At 55.3% G+C, this 25,408-nt stretch carries 16 protein-coding genes; 9 read left to right on the top strand and 7 right to left on the bottom strand.

Going from position 1 to position 25,408, the window contains the following annotated elements:
* Window positions 1-78 precede the first annotated feature (78 nt).
* Window positions 79-1,200, top strand: a complete 1,122-nt coding sequence (locus tag VGJ94_12645; GenBank protein ID HEY3277461.1) for an HD domain-containing phosphohydrolase — start codon at window positions 79-81, stop codon at window positions 1,198-1,200.
* A 19-nt stretch (window positions 1,201-1,219) separates the two neighbouring features.
* Here VGJ94_12645 and VGJ94_12640 read toward each other — a convergent pair whose 3' ends face one another.
* The 3 genes from VGJ94_12640 to VGJ94_12630 form a co-directional block, all read right to left on the bottom strand.
* Window positions 1,220-2,548 (bottom strand): metallophosphoesterase family protein, encoded by a 1,329-nt coding sequence (locus tag VGJ94_12640; GenBank protein ID HEY3277460.1) that lies wholly within the window; start codon window positions 2,546-2,548, stop codon window positions 1,220-1,222.
* 43 nt (window positions 2,549-2,591) lie between these two features.
* Window positions 2,592-4,352: an alpha-glucan family phosphorylase gene (gene glgP / locus VGJ94_12635; protein HEY3277459.1), complete on the bottom strand. Its 1,761-nt coding sequence runs from the start codon at window positions 4,350-4,352 to the stop codon at window positions 2,592-2,594.
* 120 nt (window positions 4,353-4,472) lie between these two features.
* The gene (locus tag VGJ94_12630; GenBank protein HEY3277458.1) at window positions 4,473-7,079 is read right to left on the bottom strand and encodes a PAS domain S-box protein; all 2,607 of its coding nucleotides are present in this window, start codon (window positions 7,077-7,079) and stop codon (window positions 4,473-4,475) included.
* 229 nt (window positions 7,080-7,308) lie between these two features.
* On the opposite strand from VGJ94_12630, the gene VGJ94_12625 reads away from it, so the two are divergent.
* The 3 genes from VGJ94_12625 to VGJ94_12615 all read left to right on the top strand — a co-directional run bounded on the left by VGJ94_12625 (window position 7,309) and on the right by VGJ94_12615 (window position 12,733).
* A complete protein-coding gene (locus VGJ94_12625) occupies window positions 7,309-10,269 on the top strand; it encodes a DUF748 domain-containing protein (GenBank protein HEY3277457.1) in 2,961 nt (986 codons plus the stop codon).
* 10 nt (window positions 10,270-10,279) lie between these two features.
* Window positions 10,280-11,629, top strand: a complete 1,350-nt coding sequence (locus VGJ94_12620; protein ID HEY3277456.1) for a YihY/virulence factor BrkB family protein — start codon at window positions 10,280-10,282, stop codon at window positions 11,627-11,629.
* Window positions 11,630-11,698: 69 nt separating this feature from the next.
* Window positions 11,699-12,733 (top strand): tetratricopeptide repeat protein, encoded by a 1,035-nt coding sequence (locus VGJ94_12615; protein ID HEY3277455.1) that lies wholly within the window; start codon window positions 11,699-11,701, stop codon window positions 12,731-12,733.
* 58 nt (window positions 12,734-12,791) lie between these two features.
* Here the strand turns inward: VGJ94_12615 and VGJ94_12610 are convergent, their stop codons facing one another.
* Both VGJ94_12610 and VGJ94_12605 read right to left on the bottom strand, forming a co-directional pair.
* Window positions 12,792-13,790: a GGGtGRT protein gene (locus tag VGJ94_12610; GenBank protein ID HEY3277454.1), complete on the bottom strand. Its 999-nt coding sequence runs from the start codon at window positions 13,788-13,790 to the stop codon at window positions 12,792-12,794.
* A gap of 11 nt (window positions 13,791-13,801) precedes the next feature.
* Window positions 13,802-14,494, bottom strand: a complete 693-nt coding sequence (locus tag VGJ94_12605; GenBank protein ID HEY3277453.1) for a hypothetical protein — start codon at window positions 14,492-14,494, stop codon at window positions 13,802-13,804.
* A 228-nt stretch (window positions 14,495-14,722) separates the two neighbouring features.
* Between VGJ94_12605 and VGJ94_12600 the strand changes: the two genes are divergently transcribed.
* From VGJ94_12600 to VGJ94_12585, 4 genes are all read left to right on the top strand, one after another.
* Window positions 14,723-15,571 carry a sugar phosphate isomerase/epimerase family protein gene (locus tag VGJ94_12600; protein HEY3277452.1) on the top strand — a complete coding sequence of 283 codons (849 nt, stop codon included), beginning with the start codon at window positions 14,723-14,725 and terminating at the stop codon, window positions 15,569-15,571.
* Between the two features lie 294 nt (window positions 15,572-15,865).
* Window positions 15,866-16,204: a circadian clock KaiB family protein gene (locus VGJ94_12595; GenBank protein HEY3277451.1), complete on the top strand. Its 339-nt coding sequence runs from the start codon at window positions 15,866-15,868 to the stop codon at window positions 16,202-16,204.
* Window positions 16,205-16,340: 136 nt separating this feature from the next.
* Complete coding sequence (locus tag VGJ94_12590) at window positions 16,341-16,631, top strand: response regulator (protein ID HEY3277450.1); 291 nt, start codon at window positions 16,341-16,343, stop codon at window positions 16,629-16,631.
* Window positions 16,632-16,790: 159 nt separating this feature from the next.
* Window positions 16,791-17,969, top strand: coding sequence for a PAS domain-containing sensor histidine kinase (locus VGJ94_12585; GenBank protein HEY3277449.1), 1,179 nt, complete (start codon window positions 16,791-16,793; stop codon window positions 17,967-17,969).
* A gap of 3 nt (window positions 17,970-17,972) precedes the next feature.
* On the opposite strand, the gene VGJ94_12580 is transcribed toward VGJ94_12585, so the two are convergent.
* On the bottom strand, window positions 17,973-21,341 hold the full coding sequence (locus VGJ94_12580; GenBank protein HEY3277448.1) for a PAS domain S-box protein: 3,369 nt from the start codon (window positions 21,339-21,341) through the stop codon (window positions 17,973-17,975).
* 360 nt (window positions 21,342-21,701) lie between these two features.
* Here VGJ94_12580 and VGJ94_12575 point away from each other — a divergent pair, with 360 nt between their 5' ends.
* Complete coding sequence (locus tag VGJ94_12575; GenBank protein ID HEY3277447.1) at window positions 21,702-22,724, top strand: AI-2E family transporter; 1,023 nt, start codon at window positions 21,702-21,704, stop codon at window positions 22,722-22,724.
* Window positions 22,725-22,780: 56 nt separating this feature from the next.
* Here the strand turns inward: VGJ94_12575 and VGJ94_12570 are convergent, their stop codons facing one another.
* Window positions 22,781-25,309 (bottom strand): PAS domain S-box protein, encoded by a 2,529-nt coding sequence (locus tag VGJ94_12570; GenBank protein ID HEY3277446.1) that lies wholly within the window; start codon window positions 25,307-25,309, stop codon window positions 22,781-22,783.
* Between the last annotated feature and the right edge of the window lie 99 nt (window positions 25,310-25,408).

Below are 25,408 nucleotides of genomic sequence, written 5' to 3'. Positions count from 1 at the left end.
TAAAGAAAATCCTGTAAAAGACGATAAGATTAAAGGATTGCCGGGAGGCGAATACACTGAGCGAAAAGAGAAGGACCAGTGCCTGTTCTTCGCTCCGGCACGATTATCAAAAGGAGTATGATTTACATGGACGACAACAGGTTTATGACCATACCGCCAGGGGCCATCATTCCCGGCAGTTTGCCTAAATTCAAAATTTATATGCGTTCTCCCAAAGGGCAATACATGCTCTGGGCCAGAAACGGCAACGAAGTGACCCAGAAGCAGCTCGCAAAACTGACTGAGAGCGGTATTAAAGACGTCTTCGTTCATCTCGAGGAGGAAGTGAAGTACGAGGAATACCTCGAAAACCACCTCGGGACAATTCTTGAAAATAAAGCTTCTTCAAACGAGCAGAAGGCATCCATATTCAGTAAGGTATCCACCCATGTGGTGAAGGATGCATTTGAGAACTCTCTCGGATTAGGGACAATGAGCCAGGACGTCCTGCAGAGGACGCACGCCATGGTTACCAATGCCCTCATGTTCATCACCCAGGCCGGATCCCTGCAGGCCCTGGCGAAAATGATAGGCCATGATTACCAGACCTATGAGCATGCTACCAAGGTGCTCTGGTTTACCGTCGCTTTTTTGAAAGACAATCCTTTCATTCTCGAGCGTATCGAGCCCGAATATCCGAAATTCGATCCTCAGCAGAGGATGGAGATGCTGAGACAATGCGGTGTGGGCGCGCTGCTTCACGATATCGGGAAGGCCTTTGTGTCCGCAGATATACTCAATAAGAACGAGGTCCTCACCCAGGTCGAGTGGGAGATCATGAAACGCCATCCCCTGCATGGCCTCGCCATGCTCCTCGATACGGAGATTCCCGAATTCGTAAAGAAGGCGGTGCTCCATCACCACGAAGATTTTGCCGGAGGGGGTTATCCCATGGGCCTGGAGGGGGCCAATATCTCGCTTCTCGCCCGAGTCATCCGCATAGTGGACGTCTTCGACGCCATGACCTCAAGAAGACCCTATAAAGACCCTATCCCCCCGGGAAAGGCGGTGCAGATCATGGTGGGTACGCCCCCGAACAAGGAGCCGGGAGAAAACGGCAACGGAAAGGTTGATCGCGATGACGGCATGAGGCGCTGTTTCGATGAAGAGCTGCTCCGTAAATTCATCGTATTTCTGGGGAATGTGAGACTCACTTTCTGAGCCTCACGAAATCCTGTCTTCACTTAACCTGTTTTACTATCTCTTTGTTCAGGGAAAATGTCTCTATTACCGACCCGTCGGATTTCATTACCCTAACGGTCATCGTGGTGCCCGAGACGTCGAAGCGGACAAAGTGACGCCCTGCCTCGGCCTTCACCAGAAAAGGCGCAAAGGGAGCGCTGCAGGAAACCGCGCCCGAGGAAGGTACGCTTCCGCCGCCCAGGGTAAGATAGGTGATCCCGTAGGCGCCGTTCGTCTTTTGTACATGTGAGTAGTATGATTGCCTCCCCTGCAGTACCAGGCGCACATCCGTTGCGGGCGACTCGATTATGGGCAGAAGCACATCCTGAAGCTCCCTCGATTCAAAGGAGCAGTCCCTGAGTGGCGTATGTATGAGAACCACCTTCCACGGCTTTTTCGATACCTTGAGGTCGTCCTTCAGCCACTCACGCTGCCTTGCGTCAGGGATTCCATCTCCTGTGTTCCCTGGATAGGTCCAGGTATCGAGTACCGCCACATGGACCGGACCATAGTCGAAAGAATAGAAATACCGGTTGGCTAGCTTATACATGGGGTAGGGGAAATATTTTCTGAAGTATTGCCCCATGTTCTGGCGGAGAAGACGGCTGTCCCCTGCGGGCCGGCTATGACCTTCGCGACTCCCGAGGGCGCCGATGAGCGGAAGACCGGCGAGCGATTTTGCGGCGGATATTGACGCAGGATCGAAAAAGCCATCCCAGGAATCTTCGGTGAGACCGTCGGTCACATAATTGCCCGTATGAAGGATCATGGTCTGGCGATGATCGGGGTCTGTCCCCATATCTTCCAAAAGCGCTTTCATCAGGTGGTCGCGCTCCTCCTTATCAGGCACGCCGTTCCCATATCCGTAAAAAGATACGGAGGGGGACGATGCCTCCGGCGGAGCGAGAAAAGAACCGGTGTAGGACTCCTCATTTACGGTAACCCGCCAGAAATATCTCGTGCCCGGAGTAAGGCCGCCGATGGTATAGGCGAACTGGTGCCCGTCGACCACGGAGCTGTGTTCCACCACTGTAACCGGTCCGTGCCCGAGGGAAGGTGAAGGACCCCATTCCACTTTCGCCTTGAGAGGCGTCTCGAAAGTCTGCCAGAGCAGCGTCATGGTCGTATTCTTGTTGTGGTAAAGGAGATAAGGCCCTTTCCTCATGAGCCGTTCCGTGGCTGCAGGGGGGGACGCTGCTTCAACGGTGGGAACACCCATGGAATCTGTAAATAAAGACGGACCTAATATGAATAGGAGAACCGCCGCAAGAAGAGGAAGAACCGGCGCCAGGGGCGGTCTCGCAGTTTCTTTGATGGCTTTTGTCATAATGTACCCCCTCAATGAATGCCGCCTTTCCGGAACCGTCTCATCAGAGAAAATAGGCATTGACCACGTACTGCTGCAGCATCCGGTGAGTGTTGAAGAAAGAGCCGTTTAACGCGATCGCATGACGCATGACGTCGATAAAGTCGTTGCGTCTGTCGTAATACGCCGGGACGATCACCTCCTCGAGCTTCGCATAGAGGGAGAGGGCATCCCGGGCACGGTCGTCATCCTTGGGGTCCTCACCCCTTTCTCCTATCGACCACCCCGTCACCCCCTCGATATGACCTTCTATCCACCAGCCGTCGAGGATGCTCAAGGAGGGGACACCATTCAGCGCCGCCTTCATGCCGCTCGTTCCTGAAGCCTCCAGAGGCGGCTTGGGCGTGTTGAGCCATACGTCCACCCCGGAGGTGATGAGCTTTCCGAGGGCGAAATCGTAGTTTTCGAGGTAGACGATCTTCATGTCCTTCTGAAGAAGGTTTTTGATGTTGAATATCTGTTGTATGAGCTCCTTGCCCCCCCTGTCGTTCGGATGGGCCTTTCCCGCAAACACGATCTGTATTCCCCCTGCATGGCCGCAAATGCTTTTGAGCCTCTCGAGATCGGTGAAGATAAGGTCCCCCCGCTTATACGTCGCAGCACGCCGGGCGAACCCCAGGGTGAGCACGTCGAAATCGAATCCACTGTTGGCCTGCCTGTTAATATAGCGGACGAGCTGCCTTTTTGCCTCCATGTGCGCCTGCCAGAGCTCTTCCCTCGGAATTGAGAGAGAGGAGCGAAGGCTGAAATTATCCTGCCGCCATCCGGCGATGTAGCGGTCAAAGAGGTCCCGAAAAGGCTTCGACGTCCATGTGGCCCCGTGGACGCCGTTGGTGATGGCATCGATATGGTACCCGGCGAACATGAGGCTCGATACCTCGCCATGTTTTTTTGCCACCCCATTTATATAGTGGCTCAGATTGAGGGCGAGGTACGTCATGTTGAGGGCGAGGTCTCCAGGTTTGACATCCTGAAAATCCTGAACTTTAGCGCCCATCCCGAGAATGCGGCCGAACACGTCGATACAGAGCATGTCCTTGAGATCGATGAAGTTGTCGTGGTGGCCGAGGACCTGGTATACGAGCTCCAGGGGAAACTGGTCGTGGCCTGCAGGCACAGGAGTGTGGGTAGTGAAGATGCATTTCCCCCTTACCGCATTGATATCGTCATGGTTGACCGATTCCCGGCCTGCTTTTTTTGCCTCCCTTTCAAGGAGCTCGAGGGCGAGGAGGCTTGCATGGCCTTCGTTCATGTGATACCGCTCGATGGCGTGGTATCCCAAGGCGTCGAGGATCCTTACGCCCCCTATGCCGAGGACCGCTTCCTGACAGAGCCTGTATTTCAGGTCTCCTCCGTAGAGAGAATCGGTGAGCGACCGGATCCATTCGGGGTTTTCCGGCAGGTTCGTATCGAGGAAATAGACGGGTACCGTCTTGCCTGAGACCCCGCAGACCTCATATTTCCATGCCCTCACCTGAAGGGCCTGACCTTCCAGTATTCCCGGGACCCTCTCCGGCATTTCCGCGAGGAGGTCTTCGACGATCCACTCGACGGGCTCTTCCTGCTGCCAGCCCGTGGGATCTATTCTTTGATAAAAATATCCCTTGCGATAAAGAAGGGTGACTGCCACCATGGGAAGGCCGAGGTCGGCCGCGGAGCGGATCGTATCACCCGCGAGGATGCCGAGTCCCCCGCTATAGGTAGGCACTTCCGGATCGACCGCGATCTCCATGGAAAAGTATGCAATTTTTCGTTCATCGACCATCAGGCCTCCTTCACCCTCACCCGGTCTACTCTCTTTTTCGTCTATGAGGGAGACGACGCAGATCCGTCGTGCTTTTTATTTTACAATTATAAAAACGAATATGGAAGAATTTGTGGATTTTTACCGGTCCAGGATGTTCCCGACCTTCTCGAGCAAGTCCCGTGGCGACAGGGGCTTTGGAATAAAGTCGAGGTGATGGCCCTTCAGGCCTTCGGACAATACTATATCGGCCGTATACCCGCTCATGAAGAGTGCCCGGATGTCCGGCTTGAGGCGCTGGATCTCGTCATAGGCGTCCCTGCCGTTTTTCCGGGGCATGACGGAATCCATGACCAGCAGGGAGATTCCCTCTGTTTCCTTGAACTTCTTCACGGCCTCGTGGCCGTCCACCGCCTCTATTACCTTGTAACCATATTGGCCGAGAATATCCCTTACGAGTTGCCTCACGTGATCGTTATCCTCCGCCACCAGGATTGTCTCTTTTCCCTTCCTTGAGGGAAAGCTCGGGAGCTGCGTTTCATGAACGGCAGTCTTGACCGCGGGCAGATAGACATGAAAGGCGCACCCGTGCGCAAGCTCGCTCACGACCGTAATATAGCCGTTATGCTGTTTTACTATGCCATAGACCGTGGAAAGGCCGAGACCTGTTCCCTTCCCCACCTCTTTTGTGGTAAAGAAGGGGTCGAAGATCTTCTCTTTCATCTCACTGCTTATGCCCACGCCCGTATCTTTCACCGTAAGGAGGGCGTAGGGGCCCGGCTCTCCGAAGCCGTGAATTATGATAAACTCACGGTCGAGCTCCACTCTTTTGGTGGAGATTGTGAGAGTCCCTCCCCGCGGCATGGCGTCCCGGGCATTGCTCACGAGGTTGAAGAGGATCTGGTCGATCTGGGTGGGATCTGCCAGGACCACTACGTCTTCCGGGGTAAGATCGGTCCTGAAGACGATATCTTCCGTCACGAGCCGCTTGAGCAGGTTTTCGCTTCCCTTTACGAGGCTGTTCATATTCTGGGCGGTCAGGCTTAAAGGCTGGCGTCTGCTGAAGGCGAGAAGGCTTTGGGTGAGGTTCGCCGCTTTTTGCGAAGCGGAAAGGATCTGGTCCGCATAGAGGCGTAAGGGGTTTGCCCCATCCATCTTCATCTGGAGAAGGGTCCCGTAGCCTATGAGAGCTGTAAGGATATTATTGAAATCGTGGGCAATGCCGCCTGCAAGGGTTCCCACGGCCTCCATCTTTTGTGACTGGCGAAGCTGCGACTCGAGTGTCACTTCCCGGGTAATGTCAATGAGGGTGCCGAAAGCAGCGGGTCTTTGATTATAGGTGAAATAACTGCCGAGAATTTTCACCGAGAGGACCTTTCCGTCCCTCCTCACGGCCCGCAGTCCATATTCGTTCTCAATCGCTTCACCTTTAAGCCGCTTCTCCAGGTTCATCTGCATCATTACCTGGTCGTCCGGGTGGACGAGGTCTTTGATGCCCATTTTATCCACGATCTCATCATAAGAATAGCCGCATAAGGCGCAGAAACGGGAGTTCACGAAACGGAACGTGCCGTCCTGGAAGATATAGGAGGCCACGAGAGAGCTTTCCACCACACTGCGGTATTTCATCTCCGATTCGTGGAGGGCCGTCTCTGTTGCCTTTCTCTTAGTAATATCCTCCGCGCTGCCCTCAAAGCATATTGGGTTGCCTTTTTCATCGCAGATCGTGCGAAGGCTCATGGCGACCCAGGCCGACGTGCCGTTTTTCCGGCGCATCCTCACTTCAAAGCCTTCTACGAATCCATCTTTTTCAAGGAGACTGCGCACCACCTTGCGGTCGGCGGGATCGACCCAGAACTCCCGTTCCATGTTATATTTGCACATCCTCATTTCCTCAGGGGAATCAAACCCCGCCATGCGTGCCAGAGAGGGGTTGATATTCTCCATCTCTCCATCGAGGGTGACCTGGAATATGCCTTCCACTGCATGCTCGAAGATGTTTCGGTATTTTGCCTCACTCTCCCTCAACTCACTCTCCGCGGCCGTCCTCATGGAGACCTCCGACCGGAGCCGCTCGTTTGCCAGGCTCGACTGCTGAAGAGAAGTTACCATCTTCTTCTGCATGCCGTTCACCGCAAGAATGAGGGGAATGGTATACAGAAGGAAACATGCGATCTGCACGATCCATGCGTGTGGTGCGGCGAGATAATTGACTATTTCAGGCCGAATGGCAATGGTGCCCGTACAGATAGCGGCCCCGATCAGGGAGGCAATGAGAGCCCCCGCCCCGACGGCGATTATCCCGGCTTTCATGCCGAGAAAGACCCCCGTAAAGACGCAGAAGACAACGAGGCTCATCATCCCATTGCTTGCGAGCCCGACGGCGCAGAGAAAGTGGATCGTATTCACGCCGATAAAGGTGAGCATGGTGTAAAACAGCCAGGAGACCGGCAGGTAACGGCGAAAAATAAGCATAATCACCGCGAGAAGGTACATGAGGGTGTAGCCGAAAAGGGTAGGGACCCCTCCGTAGCAGAGAGTGCCGATAATGGAAGCCGTGACGGCAATGCCCCCGAAAATTACTCCTACCGGATACATGACGTCAAAGAAGCGGGCCACGGCCAGCCTCAGCTCTTCGTGAAGACCGGACAAAAGAATGGGACCGGCCTGATTGTCCGGCGCCTGCCGGGCGTCGGATTCATGTCCTTTCTCTCTCGATGATGATGTTCCGCGTTGTATGAGGGACATAGGTTGCCATAGATAGTATCGGCATTACGGGAAAATTCTGAAGAATAACTTTCCTAATTTTTTACGAAGTTCCAGGAGAAAAAGGAGCTTACCCTTTCGCCCCCGTACTTTCGGTGGAAACACGGCCAATGTGGACGAAGGAGGCCTCGTGTGCTATATTTTGTAATATCAAGGATTAACCAAAAGGCCGGGTGGAAAAGAGCGCCGCAGAGTCGACGGGGGATAAAGCTTGAGAAAGAAGATATTTAAGGCGGCGGTATGGGTGGCGGGATTTGTTGCCCTCTTCACCATTATAGGGTTTCTCGTTGTTCCTCCCATCATGAAGTCGGTCCTGGTAAGTAAACTTTCCGAGGCCCTTCACCGGCAGGTCAGGATCGAGAAAATAAGGTTCAATCCCTACACCCTGCACCTTTCCGTAAAAGGCATCGATCTCACGGAGCGGGATGGGAAGGAGCGCTTCTTCTCTCTCGGCGAGCTCTCCGCGCGGTTAAGTATCGCATCCATCTACCGACTGGCGCCCATTGTAAAAGAGCTTAAAATCGACAGGCCCTACATCCGGGTTGTTCGCAATACGGATCAGTCCTTCAATTTTTCGGATATTATTGCGGAAGCAACCAGAGAAAAGCCGGTTGAGAAAGAAAAGAAGGCCAGGCCCTTCCTCTTTTCCGTGAATAACATCCTGATTAATGACGGCCGCGTCGATTTCCTGGACCGGGTCAAGAATATCGAGCACGTGGTGAAGGAAATCTGCCTGGGGGTCCCCTTCATTTCAAACATAGGCGACAAAGTGCATGTATACGTGGACCCTACCTTTGCGGCGAACGTGAACGGAGATTTTTATTCCTTCAAGGGAAAGACAAAGCCCTTTGAAGACTCCCTGGAATCCTTTGTGGATATCCATCTGAAGGATTTCGATATCCCCCGGTATATGCCCTACCTGCCGGTAAAGGCGAATTTCGTTCTCAAGTCCGCGGTACTCAATGTGGTCGCGCGGGCATCCTTCAGACGTTCCAGGGACAAGGGCCCGTCTTCCGTGGTGACCGGAACGGTGACGCTGAAGGATGTGGCAGCCGACGATCTGGCGGGGAAACCCCTGCTGCGCCTGGGTCTATGTGAGTTGTCGATTGCCGAGCTTAAGCCTTTTGAACCGTCCCTGCACCTCTCCAAGGTAGGTCTTGCAGGCCTTGAATTGATGGTCACGCGCAGTAGGGAGGGGACCCTTAACCTCGCATCACTCGTCTCCGGTGAGGAAAGGAAGGAGAAAAAGATTCCCCCGGCCCCCGAAAAGAGACCGGCGGAAGCGGAAGAGACCGGTCTTCCCCCTATTAAAGTGGATGAGTTCCGGATCGACGGCGGCTCGGTCTCCTTCGAGGACATCGCGCCGGGAGGGCCGGTAAAGCTCGATGTCACGGACCTCACAGTAAAGGGCGAAGGGGTCACCACCATACAAGGTGGAGAGAGCGCCCTTACCGCATCTCTCCTTCTCAACAAGAAGGGCACCGTCTCGGTAAGCGGACCAGTGTCGATCAACCCCCTCTCCGCCAATCTCGCCGTCACGGTAAAAGGGATCGATATCAGGGCCTTTCAGCCTTATTTCAGTCACAAAGTAAAACTGGCCGTGACCAAAGGGCAGGTCGAGACCAAGGGGGCCCTTTCCGTGGGGCAGGCCGGGAAAGGCGATCTCCGTATAAAATATTCGGGCAATGCCCTGGTTTCCAATTTTGCATCCGTCGACAAAGGCACAGGGGATGACCTTTTTAAATGGAAAGCCCTGTCTTTAAACCGCATAGACGCGGCAACGAGCCCTCTGCGCGTCCGTATCAACGGGATATCCCTTGCCGATTTTTATGCGGGCCTCGCCGTCGAGCCCGACGGCGCCCTCAACCTCAAGAAGATCGTTATGGAGGAAGGAGCGGCAGCGACGCCATCCGCGACGAAGCCCGGGGCTCCGGCATTGGCAAAGAAGACCGAAAAGGCGCCCCCGGGGAAAGAGACAGAGGATATTGCCGTCGGCGCCATTACCCTGCAGGGAGGATCGATCGAATTCATCGACAAATCGATTAATCCGCGCTTTTCGGCGAGCCTCGAGGAGATCGCCGGTCGTATTGCCGGCTTTTCACTCGGAAAGGATCAAAACGCGGAAGTCGATCTGAAGGGAAAGATAAATGAGAATATCCCCCTCGAGATCACGGGAACGGTGAATCCTGCGAAAGAGAACCTTTTTGCGGACCTGAAGGTGAAGTTCACTGATTTGGAGCTGAGCGACATGAGCCCCTATGCGGCGAAGTATATGGGGTACAAGATTGAAAAGGGCAAGCTCTCCATAGACTTGAAGTATCTCATCGCGAAAAGAAAACTCGATTCGGAGAACCGTATTTTTATCGACCAGCTCACCCTGGGCGAAAAAGTCGACAGCCCCGACGCCCTGAACCTGCCTTTCCGGCTCGCCATCGCGCTCCTCAAAGACCGGCACGGCCGCATCACCCTCGACGTACCCGTATCGGGGAGTTTCGATGATCCTCAGTTCAGCGTCTTCAGGATCATCCTCAAGATTATCGGGAATCTTATCGCCAAGGCGGCGACCGCGCCTTTCGCGCTCCTTGCCTCCCTGGTCGGAGGAGGGGAGGAGATGAGTTATCTTGAGTTCCCCTATGGCAGCTCCGCCCTCTCTCCCGAGAATCTCAAGAAGATCGATACCCTTACCAAAGCTCTCTACGAGAGGCCCCAGCTTAAAGTCGACATAGAGGGTCGTGTGGATCCCGGGAAGGACAAGGAGGCACTCAGGACTAACCTCTTCGACAGAAAGCTGAAAGTACAGAAAATGAACGTCATGGTGAAGAAGGGGTTGCCCGTGGAGTCGGTCGATGATATAAAGATCGAGCCGGCAGAATACGAGCAGTACCTTGCCATGGCATACAAGGCGGAGACTTTTGCCAAGCCCCGCAACGTGATCGGCCTTGAAAAGGGTTTGCCCCGGACGGAGATGGAAAAGCTCATGGTAACCCATATCAATATCACCGACGGAGACCTGCGCGCCCTCGCACGCCAACGGGCCCTTCACGCAAAAGACGCGATTGTAAAGTCGGGCCGGGTCAACTCCGACCGCCTCTTCCTGGTGGAGCCTAAAATAACCTCTCCGGAAAAGAAGGAAAAGGCCGGCGCCAACCGCGTTAATTTCAGTCTGAAGTAGAGGGGGAAGGGTGAAAGCCTGGGCAGAGACTTTTGTTGGACGGGTCCGCAACTTCTTTGAAAACGAGATGTGGACGGTCCGGCTCAGGGACCTTTCCCCCGCCAGGGCCTTCGGTCTCAGGTACCTCAGGATAATCGTTTTAGCGATAAAGGGTTTTATGAAGGACGATTGCGCGCAGACCGCATCCGTTCTCACCTACTACTCCCTTCTCAATGTGGTACCCTTTGTCGCCATGATCTTTGCCGTGGCCAAGGGGTTCGGTCTCGACAAATTCGTTCAAGACCAGATACTCCAGATGGCGGAGAATGCAAAATGGCAGGCCGAACTGACCAATCAGATCCTCCATTTCGCCGACGCCCTTCTCCGTCAGGCGAAAGGCGGGCTTATAGCCGGCTTCGGCTCGATCATGATTCTCTATACGGTGATCAGCATTCTGGGCAGGATTGAGGGGGTTTTCAATAAGATCTGGAGCGTACGGAAAGGGAGGACCATGGGGAGGCGGTTCAGTGACTACACCGCCATCATGGTCGTGGGCCCCATGCTCTTCGCCTTGTCCGGAAGTATGACCGTCCTGCTCACCGGCAGGGTGGGAGACCTGATCCGGGGATACGCGCCGCCGGGGATAATGGTCGATACCCTCTTTTTCCTGTTGGGGTTCGTGCCCTATCTCTTCATCTGGGCCCTTCTTATCGCCCTCTACAAAGCGGTGCCGAATACGAATGTCCCCATCCGCTCGGCCCTTATAGGCGGCATAGCCTCGGGCACCATGTTTCAGATAGTCCAGTGGGCCTACATCAGGTTTCAGATAGGAGTGGCAAGCTATGGAGCGATTTACGGAAGCTTCGCGGCCCTGCCGCTGCTTCTCGTGTGGCTCCAGACGAGCTGGATGATCATCCTCTTCGGCGCGGAGCTGGCCAGGGCCGAGAGCCACTATGAGACTTTCGGATATAAACCTTCCTACTCACGGATAAGTAATGCGTCGAGGAAGATTCTTATGGCAAGGATCATGAGGTTTCTCGTGACCGCTTTCCAGGAGGGAAGAGAGCCGCCTACGATCCGCACAATCGCGTTTCACGTCGAGATACCGGTTCTCCTCGTGGAGAGGGTCGTTGAAGACCTTCTCGCCTCCGGCTTTGCCGTGGAAGTGAAGGGTAAGGGTAAAGGCGGACCGGGTCTTCTGCCTGCCAGGGCCCCTGACAGGATCACGGTAAAAGATATTTTTGACGCCGGAGATCAGCTCGGGACGGCTATTGTTCCGGTAGGCTCTGCAGATGATCAGGACAAGATCTCCGCCTATCTGCGCGAGTTGACGGCGGCTATGGAGAAAGAGGGAAGGAATTTCCGGCTCAAAGACGAGTGACGGAAAGTCACCTCTGCGCCCATCCGCCGGTCTTGTCGCGTGCTCAGGATACTGGTACAATAAGGGGCGATGAAAAAAGGCCTTGTCACCCTCCTGTTTTCCGTCTTCTTTCTCGGTATCCTTTGCGCTCCGGCAATAGGGGCCCAGTATGTCGCATCAAAGACGTCCTTCCGGTACCACCTGCCCATGTGCACGAGGGCAGGGTTGATTAAGTCCGCCAATTTGATCAGGTTCAATAGTCGAGCCGAGGCGAAGAAGGCCGGTTATGTGCCCTGCTCCCTGTGCGGGCTTTCCGGGACGGCGGTCTCATCCCTTCCGGGGAAAGGGGGCGCGGCAGAGGGCAAGACTCGCGTCGTCGAAGAGGATTATGAGAAGGGCAAGGCCCTCGTGGGGGAGAAAAAGTACGGGGAGGCCCTGCCTTACCTGGAGAGGGCGGTCAGAGAGGCCCCGGGTAACGGTGATGCCTGGTTTCAATGCGGGGTATGCAGGAGTGAGCTGGGACACACACGGGAGGCGCTGGAGGCGTTCCGGAGAGTCGTCGCCCTTGACCCTGCTCGGGCAGCCGCCCATTTCAGCCTCGGCGTCCTTTACGGACGCCTTAAAAAATATGACGCGGCGATAGGGGAATATAGGCAGGCCCTCCGTCTGCAGCCGGACGACGGTCCCGCGCACTTTAATCTGGGCGTCGTCTACCTCACCCTCGAACGCTATGAGGATGCGGCAAGTGCCTTAAAAGATGCCGTTCGTCTGAGGCCGGAAGAGTCCCTCGGTTTCAATAACCTCGGCGTGGTCCTGAGCAACCTGAAGCGATACGAGGAGGCGGTGGATGCCTTCAGAGAAGCGATCCGTCTCAACCCCGGTGACGGATTCGCAGGGTATAACCTCGGGGTCATCTCCCTGGGGCTCGGCCGTTATAAAGAGGCTGTCGACTCCCTGAGCCGGGCGAGCCTGATAAACCCCGATGACGACGCTACCCGTTATCACCTCGGCGTGGCCTATCTGAAGGCAGGGGACAGGGAATCCTCGACCGGTCAATATAAGGAGCTGCGAAAGAAGAAGAGCCTTTTTGCGGCCCGCCTCTACGAGGAATTGCAGAAAGAGTAAGCCGGCCGAAACGCCTCAGGGCCCCGGAAAAGGCGCTTCGGCCGATTGATTGCCCCTTTTATTTCAAAGCCTGCTCGACTGCCACCGCCACGGCTACTGTAGCGCCTACCATGGGGTTATTCCCCATCCCGAGAAAACCCATCATCTCCACATGGGCGGGAACCGATGAGGACCCGGCGAATTGTGCATCGCTGTGCATTCTTCCCATGGTGTCGGTCATCCCGTACGAGGCGGGACCTGCCGCCATATTGTCGGGGTGAAGTGTTCTGCCTGTGCCCCCGCCGGAGGCGACGGAAAAATACCTTTTTCCCGCTTCATTGCACTCTTTCTTGTAGGTGCCTGCCACGGGGTGCTGGAACCGCGTCGGGTTCGTGGAGTTTCCCGTGATGGAGACGTCCACCGCCTCGTGGTGCATTATGGCCACCCCTTCCCTCACGTCGTCGGCCCCGTAACAGTTGACCGCCCCACGCTCGCCCGCTGAATATGCCTTGCGCTCCACTACCAGAAGCCGGCCCTGGGAGTAGTCGAAATTCGTCTTTACATAGGTGAAGCCGTTGATCCTCGCAATGATTTGGGCGGCATCTTTGCCGAGTCCGTTGAGGATGACCCTGAGGGGCGATTTCCTTACGCGGTTTGCCGACCTTGCGATGCCGATCGCGCCTTCAGCGGCGGCAAAAGACTCATGCCCCGCGAGAAAGGCGAAACATTGCGTCTCTTCCCTTAAAAGCATGGCCGCCAGGTTTCCATGGCCTAACCCGACTTTCCTGTCGTCTGCCACCGAGCCGGGAATACAGAAGGACTGGAGGCCCTCGCCGATCGTCTCCGCGGCGTCCGCCGCCCGGGAGCACCCTTTTTTTATGGCCATGGCCGCGCCGACCACATATGCCCAGCCCGCGTTCTCGAAACAGATGGGTTGGATATCCTTCGATATCCTGTAAGGGTCTATCCCTTTTACGTCACATATCTTCTTCGCCTCTTCTATTGAGCCGATGCCGCAGGCCGCCAGGGCGGCATCGATCTTTCCGATCCTTCGTTCATAGTTCTCAAATAGCGCCATATCATCCCCTCCTATTCATGTCGCGGATCGATGAGCCGTACCGCTTCGGAAACCCGGCCATAAGAGCCGGAGGCCTTATTGAGCGCCTCGTTGGCGTCCATGCCCTTACCGATCATCTCCATCATCCTGCCGAGGCTTACGAACTCGTATCCTATGATCTCGCCATGAGCGTCGAGGGCAATTTTTGTCACATACCCTTCGGCCATCTCCAGATATCTCGGTCCTTTTGCACGGGTGCCGTACATGGTGGCCACCTGGCTTCGTAGCCCTTTTCCAAGGTCTTCAAGGCCCGCGCCTATCGCGAGACCCCCTTCAGAAAAAGCCGATTGGCTCCTCCCGTAGGCGATCTGGAGGAAGAGCTCCCTCATGGCCGTGTTGATGGCGTCACACACGAGGTCGGTGTTGAGCGCTTCCAGAATCGTCTTTCCCGGTAAAATCTCCGCCGACATGGCAGCCGAATGGGTCATCCCCGAGCAGCCGATGGCCTCTATCAAAGCCTCTTCTATCATCCCCTCCTTCACGTTGAGGGTCAGTTTGCACGCACCCTGTTGGGGCGCACACCATCCTATGCCGTGAGTAAAGCCGGACACGTCCCTGATTTCCTTGACCCGGGTCCATTTTCCCTCCTGCGGGATCGGTGCGGGTCCATGATCGGGACCTTTCGTTACGGAGCACATATTCTCTACTTCATGTGAATACATCATAAGTCCACATTGCCTCCTGTGAGCGTATTTTACGGATGCGTGTATTCGAGCGGTTCCCGATAACCCCTGTTCGGTGAACCATGCCCTATATCATAAGGGCAAATAAATTTAATTTCAAAAATAAAAATAAGACAGCAGCCCGGTGGTTACAAAGGGGCGCCCTTTCCGGCTGTTGAAGAGGCCCCCCGTGAAGTTGACAAATATTATTTTATCACAATAATAGGAATTATGACTCGATTCGATACTCCGGCAGGGATCGAACCCCTGTGGCCCCTGGGGACTTACTCATATTTCGGCTATCCCCTCTCTTTTTCTCAGAGATGCGACGTGATAAGGGAGGCGGGTTTTGAGGTCACCTCCTTAGGGCTCGGCGACGAAGAAGACCTCGTGAGGGCAGGACAGGAGGATATGATGCCGGTCCTCGCCCGGGAGAGGGGGCTTGCCGTGGATTACGTCCACTGCGCGGAAGGCAGGTGCAATCTCCTCTGGTCACCATCGGAGCGGGAGCGTGAGGTCGGGCTCAAGGACCTTCTGAGGGCCGTCGCATTCTGTGCGAAACATTCCATAGCCATCGTGGTGGCCCATATCACGAGAAGCAAAGGTGAGCAGCCTCCGCCCCCGAACCGACACGGGATCGATGCGCTTAGCCGGGTGATCCAAAAAGCTGAGGACAATGGGATCCGAATCGCCGTGGAGAACACGCAAAAGCCGGGCCACCTCCATTACCTTTTCTCCCGTATCGCCTCTCCCTGCCTCGGTCTCTGCTACGACAGCTCCCATGACTTCCTCTACAGTGCCAGTCCGGGGGAACTGCTCAGGCAGTGGGGACATCTTCTCCTTGCCGTCCATATCTCGGACAACGACGGCCTCGCCGACAGGCATTGGCTGCCCGGTGAGGGCGTAATCGACTGGAAAAGGGTGATCTCTCTTTTCCCTCCGACCTACAGGGGCACTTTGAACCTGGAGATATTCCCGAAGGAGCCCGGCGTGGAGGCGCCTCCGGCGTTCCTCACGAGGGCATACGCCGGCCTACGCCGGCTTCAGGAGCAATTGAATGGCGCGCACAGGCCGGAATAGGGTTTTTTTCTTTTATTTTAACGGGGCTTCATTTTTTTGTTTACAAAGAAAAACCACGGTTTTAGAATTGGGGGAACGTCTTAGGAGGATAACGCATAAAACCCTTGCCGCACCCTGTAGATACGTAATATACCTGGCTCCCATCATCTGAAGGAGGTTCATAATGGAAGGGCACAACGGATCACTTTGTCAATTTTCGCTTCATGGGAATTTTTTCACCGTCACGCCTTTTTTTGAAATTATCGGGTCTAAACCCTCCAAGCCCGGAAATGGTCGAGTCGCGGAGGCAGGGATATGACGGGCCGGAAGAAACCCGTAATTCCACCGGAGAAGAGAGAGAAAGAATGGGAGCTTCGCCTTTATGTGGCAGGACAGACCCAGAAATCTCTTGCCGCTTTCTCGAACCTCAAAAAAATATGCGAGGAACACCTTGAGGGGAAGTACCAAATCGAAGTGATCGACCTCATGGAAAACCCGAAACTCGCCGAAGGAGACCAGATACTGGCCATCCCCACTCTCGTGCGCAAGCTGCCGGAACCTATTAAAAAAATTATCGGAGACCTGTCGAACATGGATCGCGTCCTCGTGGGTCTCGACCTCCGCGAGCCCGGCAGAACGAAGGGGGAAAAGTAAAAACAGATATGTCACTGAATCACGAAAGCGCTTTAAAGGAGGCGAAGGACTCAAACTACGTGTTCGGTCTCTATGTGGCATGTGCGACACCGAACTCGATGCAGGCGATCACCAATATCAAGAAAATTTGTGAGGAATACCTCGGCGGGAGAGACCGTGCGTATCTCCGAGATTAAAGGAGGCGCTCACGAAGGGATACCACGTGACGGTGATGACCGATGGCATTACCGCCCTCAGGTCTTTCTCTCATGACCCGTCCCGGTTTGACCTCGTGCTCACCGATCGGACCATGCCCGGCATAACCGGGCTCGAATTGGCCGGGAATGCCTTAAGATCAGACCGGACCTGCCGGATATTCTTTGTACGGGCCATAGCGACGCCGTCACGGCGGACATTTCCCGATCAATGGGTATCATGGCGTTTCTGATGAAACCCCTTTCGAGGGCGGAGCCGGCGGAGGCGATCCGAGGCGCTCTCAAGAGAAGGGGCCATAGGGTTTTATTGACGGTCTTACCTGAAGTCGATAGCATTGCAGAGGCCTGTCTGATCCATCGTGGAGCCGAAGGACTCTTTAAGGAGGTATCGGATGAAAACGTATTTTGCCCCTCCCGGGCGTTCACGTGACGATGAGCTGGCACGGGAGATAGAGGCGGCCGGCAATAACTTCGTGATCGATGAGGTGCTCCATTCAATTGGGGGGGTCATTGCGGTACTGAACGCACACCGTCAGATCGTCGCAGTGAATGACGGTTTAATTGAAATGCTCGGTATTCCTCATGGCCGTGAGATCCTTGGCCTGCGACCCGGAGAGATGGTCCATTGCATCCACGCCCAAGAGATGGAGGCCGGCTGCGGGACGAGCCGGGCCTGCGCTTCCTGTGGCGCGGCGATCAGCATAGTCGCCTCTCTTGCGACGAATAAGGCGGAAGAGGCAACCTGCGCCCTTACGGTCCGGAACGGAGGTAAGAGGAAGGACATGTACTTCAGGGTGCGATGCGCCCCCGTAATGCACTCGGAGACGCGACTTCTCCTCCTCTTTCTTCAGGATATCTCTTATCCTCAGAGGCTCGCCGCGCTGGAGAGGGTCTTTTTCCACGACATCAACAATATAGTGGCGACCATAGTCAATGCGACCCATATTCTCGCCAACCCGGAATTTGACGAGTTTGAGGACAAGCAGCGCCTTCTCGAGACCACCCGGAGCTGCTCCGTTCGTCTTGCAAACGAGATACAGATCCAGCGTTGCATGAGCAGGGACGATGGGAGCGCGTACCGGCTCGCCCATGATTCTCTGCCTGTGGGCCAGGTTCTGCAAGACTTGGAAGAGATCTTTTCCGCGAACGATCTCGTCAACGGCAAGCGCCTCTCTTTTCAGAAAGAGGTCCCTCCAGTCCACCTCGTGACCGACGCATCCTTGCTCGTGAGGGTACTCAACAATATAATTACCAATGCCCTTGAAGCAACGCCGAGAAATCGGGAAGTAAGGGTATGGGTCGAGCAGCTTCAGGGGAAAGTCCGGTTTTGCGTGTGGAATGAAGCATATATCGTTCCGGAGGTAGCCGCGAGGGTCTTTCAGCGCAACTTCAGCACCAAAGCGAAAATGGGAAGAGGTTACGGCACCTATTCTATGAAATTTTTCGGAGAAGAGATACTTGGAGGCGAGGTCGGTTTTACCACCTCGATAGAAGAGGGTACCACATTCCGGTTCACACTGGAAAATTCGGGAGACGAACCTCGGGGGCGGGAGGGATTTCCGTCCTCTTAGGTTTTATGCGTCCAATACTTCCCGGACCTTCCGCAGCAGCTCATCAGGTGCAAGGGGCTTGGCGATAAAATTGAGCGCCTCGTCGCGGACCCCCTTGGTGAAAATGATATCGCCCGTATAACCGCTCATGAAGAGGACCTTCACGTCCGGCCGTAGAGGGCGTATGGCCTCCCACGCTTCCTTTCCGTTTCTTTTCGGCATGACCACGTCAAGAAGCAGGAGGTCGATCGTGTCAGTCTGCTCCATGAACCGGCAGACCGCATCGTCCCCATCCATAGCTTCTATTATCGTATATCCCGCCCTGGTGAGCACCTCCCTCGCGAGCCTTCTGACCCCGTCGTTATCTTCGGCCACGAGAACGGTCTCCCCTCCTCCCGTTACTGGCTCTCCTCTTTGGAAGGTTCTCTCAATCTTCTGCTCTACCGCGGGCAGATAGACGGTAAAACGGGAGCCGTGGCCGGGCTCGCTCTCCACCACAATATGGCCGTTATGCTGGGTGATGATCCCATAGACGATGGAAAGGCCGAGGCCCGTGCCTTTGCCCACTTCCTTCGTGGTGAAGAAGGGCTCGAAGATCTTCTCCCTCGTCTTCCGGTCCATGCCTTCGCCCGTATCCGCGGCCCCTATCACGGCATAGGTCCCGGGGCCGGCCAGACCCAGTGCGGCAGCAGCCTCTTCATTGAAATGTTCCATCTTCGTGCTGATAGTGAACCTGCCTCCCCTGGGCATGGAGTCGCGCGCATTAGTCGCGAGGTTCATGAGCACCTGGTCTATCTGGGTCAGGTCCGCCCTTATGGTCGCACCAGGTTCGGCAAGGACCACCCGGAACTCGATATCTTCGGTGAGAAGCCTTTTCAGAAGCTTTTCCGCCTCCGCGATGATCTCGTTTATTTTATGCGGTTTCAGCTCCATCACCTGTTTGCGGCCGAAGGCGAGGAGGCTCTGGGTGAGGACCGCGGCCTTTTGGGAGGAGGCGAGTATCTGGTCCACGTACACGGTCTTCGGATCGTCCCTCTCCATGTGCATCTGAAGAAGGCTGCCGTATCCGATGATGGCGGTAAGGATATTGTTGAAATCATGGGCCACGCCGCCTGCAAGGGTGCCGATGGCCTCCATTTTCTGCGATTGCCTGAGCTGTGATTCCAGGCGGGTCTTCTCTTCCTCGGCACGTTTTTTTTGTGTGACATCATGGGAAAATATGGCGAGTCTCGACACTTTCCCGTCGCTGTCACACACGGGATTACAAAAGCTTTCAAAATGCCTTCCCGTCCGGGAATCTTCGAACCGGACCGGTTGGCCCGTGTGGACCGCCATGTCATAGTATCTCTTTCTCCTGACCGCGACATCGGGCTCAAAATAGTCATACTGACAGGTCCCCACGACGCTCTCCACGCTGCCCCCGAGTCTTTTGGCCACTACCTCGTTCGCCACGAGTATGATCCCGTCGGGATCGGTCATAAACATCGATTCCATGGTCGCATTGATAAGGGCCCTCAGCGTCTTCTCGCTCTCTTTCAGGGTCTCTTCCGCCTGCGTCCTTAGGGTAATATCCTCACAGCTTACGATCTGTCCCCCCGATTCGAGATGGACCAGTATAAAACTGACGATCTTTTGGCTTCCATCCTTGCAGGTTACGGTAAAGGACCTCGCCTCTTTTGTCCCCGTCCTTTCGAGATCGCCGACCCAGGCCGCTACGGCCCTGCGCCTGTACGCAGATTCGGGAAAAGCGGCGTGAAACCACGCGGCGCCGTCCGGGATATCCGACTGATCGTACCCGAACATCTCCCTGCACTTCGGATTCAGGTAAGTGAGCCTGCCCTCCCTATCGACCATCATCATGCCGAAAGGCGCATGCTCGGAGATTGCGGAGAAACGGGAGCTTTCGTAGGCGAGGATCGCCTCCGTCCGCTTCCTCTCCGTGATGTCGACCATGACTCCGATAAGGCCCGCCACCCTGCCCGAATTGTCATAATATGCGGCCTTGGTGAGGATGATATCCCGCTGAATACCGGAATTGTGTCGGATCACCGCTTCGTAGGACTGGATGCCCGGATGGGCGAAGAGCTCGTTATCTTTGCGGTAATAAACCTCCGCCACCTCTTTCGGGTGGATTTCAAAGACGGTTTTACCCACGACCCGGTCTCTGGCGATCCCCGTGTATTCCTCGAATGCCTTGTTGCAGCCCCGGTAGATGCCCGATGAATCTTTATGAAATACCGCATTGGGCATGGTGTCGAGCAGGTTCTGGAGGAACCGGAATTGGGAAGAGAGTGCTTCCTGAGCCTCGAGTCGTCCCTGTTCTTTCAATTCCAATGCGACCGCCATGGCATCGAAGGCCGCCGCAAGCCGGCCCAACTCGTCCTCTTCATGGGGCAGTCCGGTCCTTGCCCTGAGATCGCCCTTCCTTAACCGCAGGGAGGCATCCACCAGTTTATCGAGCCTTCGCACGATCACCGCCTTACCTATGACCAGAGCGAAGACGAGGGCAATGGAAAAGGCGATGCCGAGGAGGATGAGGTCGATGAGGAGAAGCCTTCTCGCATGAGCGAGGGCCTGTTTCTCCGGGAGACTGACCCGTATATAAAGATAGGGTGTTTCGCCCTCGGCAAGACGGAACCTCGTGTAGGCGTAGAGAGCCTTCCTCCCGTCGCGCTGGTAGGAGAAAGTCCCTTCCTCGGGGCCGCCCATCATGATGTTCATCACCTCGGGCCGATCGCTCTGTCCTATGAATTTTTCGGGAAAGGGATACCGGAAAAGGCGGACGCCCTCATAGTCCGTGAGGGCAAGGGCGGCGCCCTCGGGGAGCTTTTCATTGAGGAACTTCTGTCCGTAACGGTTGAGGTCGATACCCGCGGCGAGTATCGCCTTGAGCCGGCCTCGCCTGTCGAGCACGGGATAGGCGAAGTGGATGAGCGGAGTTCCCGTGATCCTCCCTATGGTGTAGCCGCCCACGGAAAAATCCTTTTTCATCATCGCATCGCGAAAATATTTGCGATCCCTTACGTTGCTGACCGTGGACCGCAGGCTCGAGGCGATGATGTCTCCATGGAGGTCGGTGAGGAAGAGGTTCCCGTATACGGGGTTCTGGGCCCGGATATCCTCGAACAACTGGTTGCATGGGTCGCTTCTCAGACCCTGAACATCGGGAAGTTTTGAAAGGGTGGCGAGGATCTGGCGGGTACTCTCCACAATACGGAGGTGTTCGGAGGCAAGACTGTTCGCCACCGCCAGGATGCTCAGCTCCGCGTCCCTCATCGCGTCTTTGCGCCGTTCGATGCCGGAGTAGAGGATGATCCCGAGCGCCGGCAGGAGGCAGATGAGGACCAGGAATAAAAGGTGGGCCTTAATGGATTTGTAGAACCGGTGGGTCACGAAACTCCTTTTTCTTATCTTTGCGCCCTCCGTGAAAGGGATCTCCGGCGAAAGGGGGTAAGGAGGTCATGCGCCGGGCACAGTCTATCACAGGGCAACGCCATATTCCAGAGACCGGGCTTTCTTACCGCCAACCGAGGGCGGCAACTCTTTCCCTGGGCCTCTCAATATTATCGGCTTTACGGGGCTTCGGCTTAAAAGGGCGAGGATAGGGGGTCTATATCACTTCCTCTCGCCTGGATTGATTCCCAAAGTTCGCACTCCCGTCGTTGACATGAACTCTTGATGGACCTATGTTTATGAATGGCCTGTCCGGTTTTCCACCAATTCGGCAACTGCTGCGATATGTAAGGCTTGCCCATGACGAGTAAATTCAGCATCGGATTATTGATCGTTCTTGGGGCGGTCCTCGGTTACCTTGCCTACCTTGTCATGGCGCCCTTCATTATTCCCGTCGCATGGGCCTCCATTTTCGCCATAACTTTCTATCCCGTATATCTTTTTACCCTCCGCTACGTGAAGCGGCCGGTTGGGGCCTCCCTCATTACGGTCACGGTGGTCCTGATCGTGATCCTCGGGCCTCTTTCGTATCTCTCTTATCTTCTGGTGGGGGAGCTTCAGGGTATTGCCGATACGGGTCTGACCATGGAATCGATGCGGTCCGCGTACCAAAACTCGGCCGTTCACGATCTTGCGAACAGGGTATTACCCCTGTTTCGCCTCGATGAACAACAGGCGATCGCTCATGCGGGAAGAGCTCTTACGAACCTGTCGAAGGGGCTGCTCCAGCGCCTTCCCGCGGGGTTGGGAAGTGTGATGAACGCCTTTGCGACCTTTTTTATCATGGCATTTATCCTTTTTTTTCTTTTTAAAGACGGCAGAACCTATGTGGCGACCATTCTCGAGTATCTGCCCTTTTCAGAGCGCAATAAGCAGCACCTGTCAAAACAGGCGAAGGATGTGATCGTTTCGACCATTTACGGCGGTGTGGCCGTGGCTTTGGCACAAGGGATGATCGGGACAATAGGGTATGTTTCCGTAGGAATGTCTTCGCCGGTGCTGTGGGGTCTGGCTACCGCTATTACCTCCTTTATCCCCTTTGTCGGATCACATATTGTATGGGTGCCCATGAGCCTTTACCTTCTTGTCACGGGGCACATCGCGAAAGCGCTTATCCTGGCTGCTTTCGGCGTACTGGGAATCGGTCTCGTAGATAACGTGGTGCGGCCGCTCTTCATCAGGGGCCGGGCAAGCATGTCCTTTCTCCTCACCTTCTTCGCAGTCCTGGGCGGCATCCAGGCCTTCGGCCTCATCGGCATAATCGTGGGGCCCCTCATAATGGCGCTCACCGTATCACTCATGACCATTCTCAAGGAATCATGAATCAGGGCAGATACAGGTAAAGGATAAGAAATGCATGAAGGGCAAAATCAACGGTACTACGCTTTTCCTTTCCTGCTCTTATCCAACACGCGGCGGACGGCCCGGGCCATCTCCCTTTTTATGACCGGCTTCATGAGATATTCCCTGATACCCGCCTCTTTCGCGATTTCGGGGGATACGGCGTCGCTGTGGCCCGTGCAGAGAATGATCGGAAGGTCCGGCCGAATCCTCAGGAGTTTCACGGCAAGGTTGATGCCGGGTATTTCAGGCATAGTCTGGTCCGTGAAGACCAGGTCGAAGCGGGAGGGGTCTTTGGAAAATATCTTGAGCGCTTTCACGCCGTCTGTCATGGCCGTGACCTTGTAGCCGAGTTTTTCGAGGGTGGCCTTCCCCAATTTCGCGAGCACCTCCTCATCATCGATGAAGAGGATACGCTCCCTGCCCCCCGATATTTCCTCCGCCGATTGATCGGAGATACTTTCCAATTTCGCCTTGGGAAGGAGAATCACGAAAATCGTGCCGGTTCTCAAAGAGCTGGTAACGGATATGTCGCCGCCCAGGCTCTTCACTATCCCATAGGTCATGGCAAGCCCCATCCCGGTCCCCTGGCCCACTTCTTTCGTAGTAAAGAAGGGCTCGAATATTCTTTTCATCACCTTTGCATCCATCCCGACGCCGGTATCCCTTACCGTGAGCTGGAGGTAAGGCCCCGGGACGAGGTTCGATTCGAGGGGCGAGCCGGGTATGACGTCGGTATCTGCAAGGGTGATGCTCAACTCCCCGCCCTTTTCCCGCATCGCATGGGCGGCATTCGTGGAAAGGTTCATGAGGATTTGCTGGATCTCGGTGGCATTTGCAAGGACCACGTCGGATCTCGCCTCGGGACGCATGATAAGTTGAATCGTGGAAGGCAAAGATGCCTTGAGCAGTTTGGCGGTTTCCTCGACGATAGATGAGACCGAAAGGGGACTTCTCTCGTACTTTGTTTTGCGGCTGAAGGCGAGGATCTGCCTTACGAGGTCACGTCCCCTCACGCCACTTTTGAGGACAAGCTCCAGGTGGCGACGGGTCGGACTGTCGGGGGGCGTATCGTCAAGGGCCATTTCAGTAAATCCGATAATGGCGGCGAGAATATTATTGAAATCATGAGCAATACCCCCCGCCAGCGTCCCGATCGCCTCCATCTTCTGGGCCTGGAGCAGGCGCGACTCGAGTGCCTCTTTTTCCTCCTCCGCCCGTTTGCGGTCGGTGATGTCGAGGATAGCTCCGACGAGGCCGCTGACGTTCCCCTGACTGTCGGTGAAAATCGCTTTATTGAAGATTACATCGCGGAGCACACCTTGGGCGTTTCTCAGTTGAGACTCGTAGTGCTGTTCCCCTCCGCCCTCGAAAAGCTCGTCATCCCTTAAGCGATAGATTTCCGCAAGCTCCGGCGGATTGATGTCGAACACGGTCTTGTCGATAAGACGCTCCCTTTTTTCACCGAAGAACGCCTCGTAAGCCCGATTGAATCCCCGATACCTGCCTTCCCTGTCCTTGTAAAACACCGGAATAGGGATCGCGTCGAGAAGGGTGATTAAAAAGGTTTCGCTCTCCCGCCGCGCCTTCTCGGCATAGAGACGGTCAGTGATGTTTTCATGGGTGATTACCAGGCGCAAAGGTCCGTTCTCGGGGAAGCGGGTGACGCGGCCGATGAACCACCGCTCTTTCTGCGATGTATGACAGGGGTACTCCATGCTGAAATCATCTACCACGCCCTCCATTACGGAACGGATTCCTGCAGCGAAGGGCGCGGCCTCGCCGGAGTCGTAGCCGGTTGCATGGTCGCACACGTTGAGATAATTCATCCCCACCGCATATTCGGGCGGTATGGGCGGGTTCTCATCGGCAAATTTCCGCCATGCCCGGTTCACGCTCAAAATCGTCCCTTCTTTATCGATGACGCAAAGAGCAGCAGTTAAAGCATCGATGGTGGCCCGGCCGGCCCGCTCCGATTCAAGGATCGACTCCTCCGCCTTTTTCCGGTCCGAGATATCGATCACTACTGCCCGTAATCCTGTGACCCTGTTGCCGCGCATGGCAACACTCGCATGGATGAAGGCGGGAAACCTGCTGCCTTCCTTCCGCACCATGGTAAACTCGCCGCCGCCCCTTCTGCCTCCGCGCAAGATTATTTCGATGGCTGCCTTCATCCGGCCACAATCCCCCGGAACGATGGCCTGAAAAATGTTGAGACCATTCTCAAGGTCTTTCGGGGTATATCCGAACATATGAAGGCCATGGAGGTTTACATAGGCGAGGTTGCCTTCAGAATCGATCTCCACTACGGTTCCGGGCAGCTGATCGATGAATTCCTTGTAATTTATCCCGTCCTCCTGCAAGACCTTTTCCGCCTGGTTCGGTGCGGTCTCCAGATCCCGGAGCGGTGAGATAACCCGGTTAAGAGCGGGGGGTTCGGTGAGCGGTTGCTGCGAGGATAACCCTTGTTCGTCTTCTGCGCCCTCCGGCTTGGTTTCCGGTCGCTCGGGCCCGTTGACGGTCGTCTTCCTGGTGCGTTTCGGTTTTGTCCTGGAGGTATCTTTCATACAGCCCTCCTATAATGATTCCCGTAGCGCCAAAATCGTAATATACAAAGAAGATTAGCGGAAACCCGTTCAAGTGTCAAATGGGCCCGGCCATAGCCC

The sequence above is a fragment of the Syntrophorhabdaceae bacterium genome (assembly GCA_036504895.1).
Lineage (GTDB): Bacteria > Desulfobacterota > Syntrophorhabdia > Syntrophorhabdales > Syntrophorhabdaceae > PNOM01.
Note: the sequence above shows the minus strand (reverse complement) of the source record. Positions and strands in the feature narration are given on the sequence as shown.

Bases quoted from the DNA above. Each gene is read 5' to 3' on its own strand.
- VGJ94_12605 (HEY3277453.1), bottom strand. From the start codon at position 14,494: ATGATGTATTCACATGAAGTAGAGAATATGTGCTCCGTAACGAAAGGT.
- VGJ94_12600 (HEY3277452.1), top strand. From the start codon at position 14,723: ATGACTCGATTCGATACTCCGGCAGGGATCGAACCCCTGTGGCCCCTG.
- VGJ94_12615 (HEY3277455.1), top strand. From the start codon at position 11,699: ATGAAAAAAGGCCTTGTCACCCTCCTGTTTTCCGTCTTCTTTCTCGGT.
- VGJ94_12575 (HEY3277447.1), top strand. From the start codon at position 21,702: ATGACGAGTAAATTCAGCATCGGATTATTGATCGTTCTTGGGGCGGTC.
- VGJ94_12640 (HEY3277460.1), bottom strand. From the start codon at position 2,548: ATGACAAAAGCCATCAAAGAAACTGCGAGACCGCCCCTGGCGCCGGTT.
- VGJ94_12630 (HEY3277458.1), bottom strand. From the start codon at position 7,079: ATGTCCCTCATACAACGCGGAACATCATCATCGAGAGAGAAAGGACAT.
- VGJ94_12585 (HEY3277449.1), top strand. From the start codon at position 16,791: ATGAAAACGTATTTTGCCCCTCCCGGGCGTTCACGTGACGATGAGCTG.
- glgP (HEY3277459.1), bottom strand. From the start codon at position 4,352: ATGGTCGATGAACGAAAAATTGCATACTTTTCCATGGAGATCGCGGTC.
- VGJ94_12595 (HEY3277451.1), top strand. From the start codon at position 15,866: ATGACGGGCCGGAAGAAACCCGTAATTCCACCGGAGAAGAGAGAGAAA.
- VGJ94_12610 (HEY3277454.1), bottom strand. From the start codon at position 13,790: ATGGCGCTATTTGAGAACTATGAACGAAGGATCGGAAAGATCGATGCC.
- VGJ94_12570 (HEY3277446.1), bottom strand. From the start codon at position 25,309: ATGAAAGATACCTCCAGGACAAAACCGAAACGCACCAGGAAGACGACC.